Consider the following 6,329-nt stretch of genomic DNA (forward strand, 5'->3'; position numbering starts at 1 on the left):
CCGGACTTGATCCGGTATCTGCTTACAGGCAAATAGATGTTCGATTGAGACTGCTTATTTAATCACAACGCAAATACCCACACCGCCGTCATACCGGGCTTGACCCGGTATCTGCAGACAGGCAAATGGGTGTTCGGTTGAGAGTGCTTATTTAACCACAACGCAAATACCCCACCTCTGTCATACCGGACTTGCCCCGGTATCTCCTTGCTGGCAAATAGATGTTCGGTTGAGACTGCTTATTTAATCACAACGCAAATACCCACACCGCCGTCATACCGGGCTTGACCCGGTATCTCCTTGCTGGCAAATAGGTGTTCGGTTGAGACTGCCAGTCTAATCACAACGCTATTTCCCCTATCAAACGGGGAGCATCCAATAGGTCAGTAATGTGCACATTGATTCGTCCATGAAGCAGTAACCAGCTCGGCGTCCGTTGCCTCGCGTTCACGCCTGAAAAAGCGATGCTTTTTCCGGGCGGCGTTCACCCTATAAAACGGGGAGCATCCAATAGGTCAGTAATGTGCACATTGATTCGTCCATGAAGCAGTAACCAGCTCGGCGTCCGTTGCCTCGCGTTCACGCCTGAAAAAGCGATGCTTTTTCCGGGCGGCGTTCACCCTATCAAACGGGGAGCATCCAACCTCTTACTTCCAGAGGCCTTGCCAGCCGTGGACTCGGACAGTGGATAAGTCGCTAGTATCGTCCAGTTTGTCAGTCAGTACCAATTGCCAAACCTGAGCACTAAACCAAATACCCCACTTCTGTCATACCGGACTTGATCCGGTATCTGCTTACAGGCAAATAAATGTTCGGTTGAGACTGTCAGTCTAATCGCTACGCTATTTCCGAGTTGCTTGTTGGTAGATTCCGCAGCGAGTGCGGAATGACTGTGAATGGTTGGTAATCACGATCCACAAGCAGGGAGTATCTAAACAATAAAGCTTTTGCTGTATACAGTAAAAACATTCGGTCTTAATCCCCTATTAAACGGGGAGCATCTAATAGGTCAGTAATGTGCACATTGATTCGTCCATGAAGCAGTAACCAGCTCGGCGTCCGTTGCCTCGCGTTCACGCCTGAAAAAGCGATGCTTTTTCCGGGCGGCGTTCACCCTATCAAACGGGGAGCATCCAACCTAAGAGGAAATAATATGAACGCCAATAAACACAGTCTTAATCCCCTATCAAACGGGGAGCATCCAACCTTTTGGTAATGTTAATTTAGTAGAAGCATTAATTAAGTCTTAATCCCCTATCAAACGGGGAGCATCCAACCCGCTGGCTTCTTAAGGTTTGATTCAGATGGTTTTTCTTAATCCCCCATCAAACGGGGAGCATCCAAACCCTTGCTTTCAGAGTTATTGCCAGCCGTGAGCTCGGGCGATGGATAAGTCGCTAGTATCGTTCAGTTTGCCAGTCATTACCAACTGCCAAACCTCAGCACAAAACCAAATACCCCACCTCTGTCATACCGGACTTGATCCGGTATCTGCTTGCAGGCAAATAGATGTTCGGTTGAGACTGTCAGCCTAATCGCTATGCTACTTCCGTGTGGCTTGCTGGTAGATTCCGCAGCAAGTGCGGAATGACGATGAGTGGTTGGTCATCAATGTGAACAAAGTTGGATAGTTAACTGGGGAGTATCCAAACAAAGCTTTTTTATGAAGTGAGCACTGCAGTTTATAAGTCTCAATCCCCTCTCGTGCGGGGAATACAGCCGGAAAAAACTGAGGCGTTTGTTACGGAGTATATGTCTCAATCCCCTCTCATACCGGGAACGCAGCTTTTGACATTGCAGATGTCATCTACCGAATAGACGTCTTAATCCCCTCTCTCGCGGGGAATGCAGCGGCTTGTTCCTCAGCCCATACATCACACTCATACTCATAAATAGGTACACTTTGGTACATATTTTCCGAGCGTGTACATTTATTATTGCGCTAGATACGCATTATTAATTAGATGGAATAAGCATGAATTCGATATATGCCAGAGCGTGGTTACGCGTTTCACTGGTTTCGTTACTTGTTTTGAGTTCTCATTCGGGGTTTGCTGCGCAAGAAAGCATGCAAAGCGAGGACGATGAAGCGCTTGAGGGCGGGTTTGTTAAGCTAGGACTTGGCTACCGGGCCTCAACGCCAAACAGAGCGCGGGATCATCAAGGAAGTGGGGCTTCAGCATTTATCAATGCCCGTTATCAGTTAGCGAATGGCTTGTTTGCTGAGCTGACTAATTACAGAATGCTTAATGATGGCACGCGTGTTGGGTATAATTTTTACAACCCCGACGGTTGGAACTTTGATGTTATCACCCTCAAGGCGCATCAAAGCCTTGACTTTCCCGGCTGGCAGAACAATAAGCCGACCGTACATTATCGTAAATCAACCCAAATGCTGGGCGTGCGGGCCACAGGTTCTTTTAACAAAACCACAGTCCAGTTCAGCTGGGCACCATACTCGTTTAACCGGGAGTATGATGATGGCATGTTTGCCTCTTTATGGGTCGATCAATCTTTTCAGTATAAAAACTGGCAGCTGTATGCCAATACGGGGTTAGTTTATCGCTCGGAGGAAATCATCAATTACTATTTTGGTGTGCCCAAGGAGATAGCGACGTATATGTTTCCTGCCTATTCCACTTCCTCCGGGACAGAGGTTAGTGCAGAAATTGGGGCGTTGTATCCCATTTCACAACACTGGATGTTTGAAACCTATTTTAAATACAGCCATATGCCGCGCAGTATCAATAACAGTCCGTGGGTAGCTATGTTCAACAGAGCTGAAAACCGTGATGGACATGTATCTGAGCTGGGGATTTTAGTGAGCTTTGTGTTCTGACCAAGTTGAAAGTATCTACTGTTATAGCGTTATGAAAAGAATTCAAAAGAACCGAGCCGGTTTGCTCATGATCCTGTGTTTTACATGTCAGGGTTGGTTATTGTGTGGCCATCTTCAGGCAAAGCCTGATGACCCTGAGCTGAGCAGACACCGACTGGAATTATCGCCAACTCAGTGTGTCTCTGTTACGCAAGGAGATAAATGTCACGTTGATGTGAAAGTGCAATGGCAGACACAAGCAGGAGGTACGTATTGCCTCAAATCCTCTCATTCTCAGGAGGTGTTAAAGTGTTGGATAGGGGCACAAAGTGGCTATATTGAACAAACTATAGTGACCACAGAGCCTGTTGTATTTACACTTTACCAAGGAGATGGCGTGGAACTTGCCAAACGTGAACTCAAGCTGATGTGGGTATACAAACGTTCGGGCCGTTCACCTGCGTCATGGCGGATGTTTTAATCCTATATTTGTAAACAGCGTATCTTGATACACTTTGATACACATTGGTAGCCCTTGGTACACCTTCACATACTGACTTCTTTTAGGATGGTTTCACTTAAGCAAACTACCTAAAGGATATGCAATGCAACTTACATCAAAGATAAAACATAGTGTACTGATGGCGTCGATTTGTCTTGGTCTGGGCGCTTGTGGCGGTTCAGATAAGCATACAGCGGCAATTCAACCAGAGCCGGTAAAAAAAGCCGAAGTAGTGCAGGCTGAGAGTAAAACTCTGGATTACCAGGCACTGATAGATCAGCTGGTGTCGGACGAAGTGCCAGGAATACTGCTGTATGTGAGGACCCCCGAACACGAATTCACAGGAGCTGCGGGGGTCGCAGACCTGGAGCGGCATACCCCGATGGATATTAGCAGCAGCTTTCATATTGCCAGTTCTGGCAAAATTTTTACCGCGCTGCTGGCCACCATGCTACATGAAGACGGCATGCTGGATCTGGACAACACGCTCGATACCTGGTTACCAGCCACTTTGCTGGATCAGATCCAATACAGTGACCAAGTCACACTAAGACAACTGCTTAATCACAGCAGTGGTATTTACAACTATTCAGATAAAAATACCTATGTAGAAGACAAACTCGCTAATCCGGCGTTGCCTGTCACCAACGAGAGTCTGACAAAGTACGCACTGAATCACCCCGGTTATTTTAAACCCGGTACCAGCGTTCATTATTCCAACACCAATTACACACTTGCAGGCATGATACTGGATAAAGTGCTGGGATATCATAACGCCATTGAGATACGAAACCGCATTATTACGCCTTTATCACTGGATGCAACATTTGCTATCGGCTATGAGCAGGACAAGGGCGAATTAACGCCGGGCTATGATTATATCGACGGCGAGTTCATGAATGTCGGCCCGCTGTTTAGTTCCATCTGGTCAAACGCAACACCGGTGGCCTCTTCGGTTGCTGATCTGGCACTGCTCACCCGTAGCCTGTTTAAAAATCCAGACTTTGCGAGTGAGTCATTACATGGGTTATTGCGCGGCCGTGATAGTCTTGTTCGCGAAGATGACAACACTCAATACGCGCTGGGTATGATGAAACACACTTATCCAAATGCCACCGTATACGAACATAGCGGCGGTAACCATGGTTACTCCACTCAGAATGCCTACATTGAAAGTCACGATACCAGCATTGTGCTGTTTTTGAGCTGTGGGTTTAGCAGTGAGGAATGCGTCAATGCAGAATACGGATTATTTGACTTTCTGCTTACAGAACTGACAAAAGCCCCGGCTGTTGAGTAGGAGTAAAAGGGGGCTGAGAGTATTGCCCCTTTTTAACAGCTGTGCAGTGGCAGAGTGAATTTGGCCACTACAGGGAGTATTCAATAGCTCCACAATGTGCACTTTGATTCATCCATGATGCGCCAATCTGCTCGACTCTACATCAAAGTAATAAGCTTATTAATCAAAACCTTAAACTCACTTTGCAAAGCTGAGAATGTTTAGTTTGAAAAACCAAAAGCAGCCGAATTTTCTTAGCAGAATTAAATCAATCAAAAATCAATGCAAAATCAGGCAGTAAACAACCAGTACGTTACTGTAGAGGCTTCATCATCTTATTTAAGCCATAAAAAGCCAGAAAAATAAGGAACCGCCATGCACTTTGTTCATCGAATTTTTCCGTTATTACTTGCTACATTGACAACCAGCCATAGCAGTCATGCACATGCTCACACGCCTGAATTTAAAGGCCCTTATCTTGGCCAACCTTCTCCGGGGCTGACACCTCAGCCTTTTGCGCCCGGGGTGATTTCAACCGACAGACACCTTGAATCAGAAGTGTTGTTTTTACCCAACATGACTGAACTGTCTTTTACCCGCTATGGCGGTGAATACGGACGAGGCACATTAATGGCAATGCAATACACAAGCAACAACTGGCGCTGGAAAACAGTCCCTGCTGATGAGGCCAGCGCCTATCAGTCGCGCTATAGCCCGCCCGTATCAGAAATAAAAAAAATGGCACCATTTGAAGATATTCCTATTATTGGCTATGCCCGCTCGGCTGCCGATACCATTTTCTTTTACGTGTTAAATTTTGACGACGGCAGCGGGCATTTAAGTTATTCACGCCGGGTCAATGGTAAGTACGAAACACCGATAAAAATGAGCAAAGCGGTCAACAAAGGCAAGTACATTGCCCATCCTTTTGTTGCACCAGACGAATCGTATCTTATGTGGGATGCTGAAAAGGACGGCGAAAACACACCTGATATTTACATCAGCTTCCGACAGCCAGACGGCAACTGGGGAGAAGCCATCAATATGGGCGACAAGATAAATACGCCACTTTACGAGCAACGCCCCAAAGTAACGCCGGATGGTAAATACCTGTTCTTCTGGCGTGGTGAGACTAAAACAAGAGAAGACGGCAGCCGCTATTTTATTGGCGGCCCCTATTGGGTGGATGCGCAAATCATCGAGCAATTCAGGCCCAAGTTATAAACTGGCTGTCTGTACCTATGCTCAACCGCTGCGTTTGCCCAGTATTTTGGGCTAGCGGAATATGGCTGAGTTTGGTAGCACTCGATCATCACACCTTTGTTATACCGGACTTGATCCGGTATCGACTTGGCTAACGACCAAATGGACGGATGGGCCTGAGCATTCTGTTATGTACCTGAGCGTTGCCAAACGTGCAATCTCAAGAGTTTGAGTTGGCATTGATTAAGTCTTAATCCCCTCTAATGCGGGGAACGCAGCGCCGACATGTTCGAAGGGGATTATGCAAACAATGTCTCAATCCCTCTCGCGCGGAACGCAGCGACACCTTAGTTGTACCAGTCAATGACATACCAGCTGTCTCAATCCCCTCTCGCGCGGAGAATGCAGCGCAACCTCAGACCAGATAAATCAAAAATTATCTGTCTCAATCCCCTCTCGCGCGGGGAATGCAGCTGCGCTCAACACCGAGCATGGCACTGAAACCGTGTCTCAATCCCCTCTCGCGC

General features: G+C 47.0%; 4 protein-coding genes. All 4 read left to right on the top strand.

The window, feature by feature from the left end; all coding sequences use genetic code 11:
• Window positions 1-1,975: 1,975 nt before the first annotated feature.
• The 4 genes from TW77_RS06715 to TW77_RS06730 all read left to right on the top strand — a co-directional run bounded on the left by TW77_RS06715 (window position 1,976) and on the right by TW77_RS06730 (window position 5,823).
• Window positions 1,976-2,839 carry a MipA/OmpV family protein gene (locus TW77_RS06715; RefSeq protein ID WP_046004204.1) on the top strand — a complete coding sequence of 288 codons (864 nt, stop codon included), beginning with the start codon at window positions 1,976-1,978 and terminating at the stop codon, window positions 2,837-2,839.
• A gap of 31 nt (window positions 2,840-2,870) precedes the next feature.
• Window positions 2,871-3,299: a DUF3019 domain-containing protein gene (locus tag TW77_RS06720; RefSeq protein ID WP_082078861.1), complete on the top strand. Its 429-nt coding sequence runs from the start codon at window positions 2,871-2,873 to the stop codon at window positions 3,297-3,299.
• Window positions 3,300-3,423: 124 nt separating this feature from the next.
• The gene (locus TW77_RS06725; RefSeq protein ID WP_052713081.1) at window positions 3,424-4,620 is read left to right on the top strand and encodes a serine hydrolase domain-containing protein; all 1,197 of its coding nucleotides are present in this window, start codon (window positions 3,424-3,426) and stop codon (window positions 4,618-4,620) included.
• Window positions 4,621-4,974: 354 nt separating this feature from the next.
• Complete coding sequence (locus TW77_RS06730; RefSeq protein ID WP_052713082.1) at window positions 4,975-5,823, top strand: hypothetical protein; 849 nt, start codon at window positions 4,975-4,977, stop codon at window positions 5,821-5,823.
• The last annotated feature ends 506 nt before the right edge of the window (window positions 5,824-6,329 follow it).

The organism is Pseudoalteromonas rubra (assembly GCF_000967655.1).
Lineage (GTDB): Bacteria > Pseudomonadota > Gammaproteobacteria > Enterobacterales > Alteromonadaceae > Pseudoalteromonas > Pseudoalteromonas rubra_A.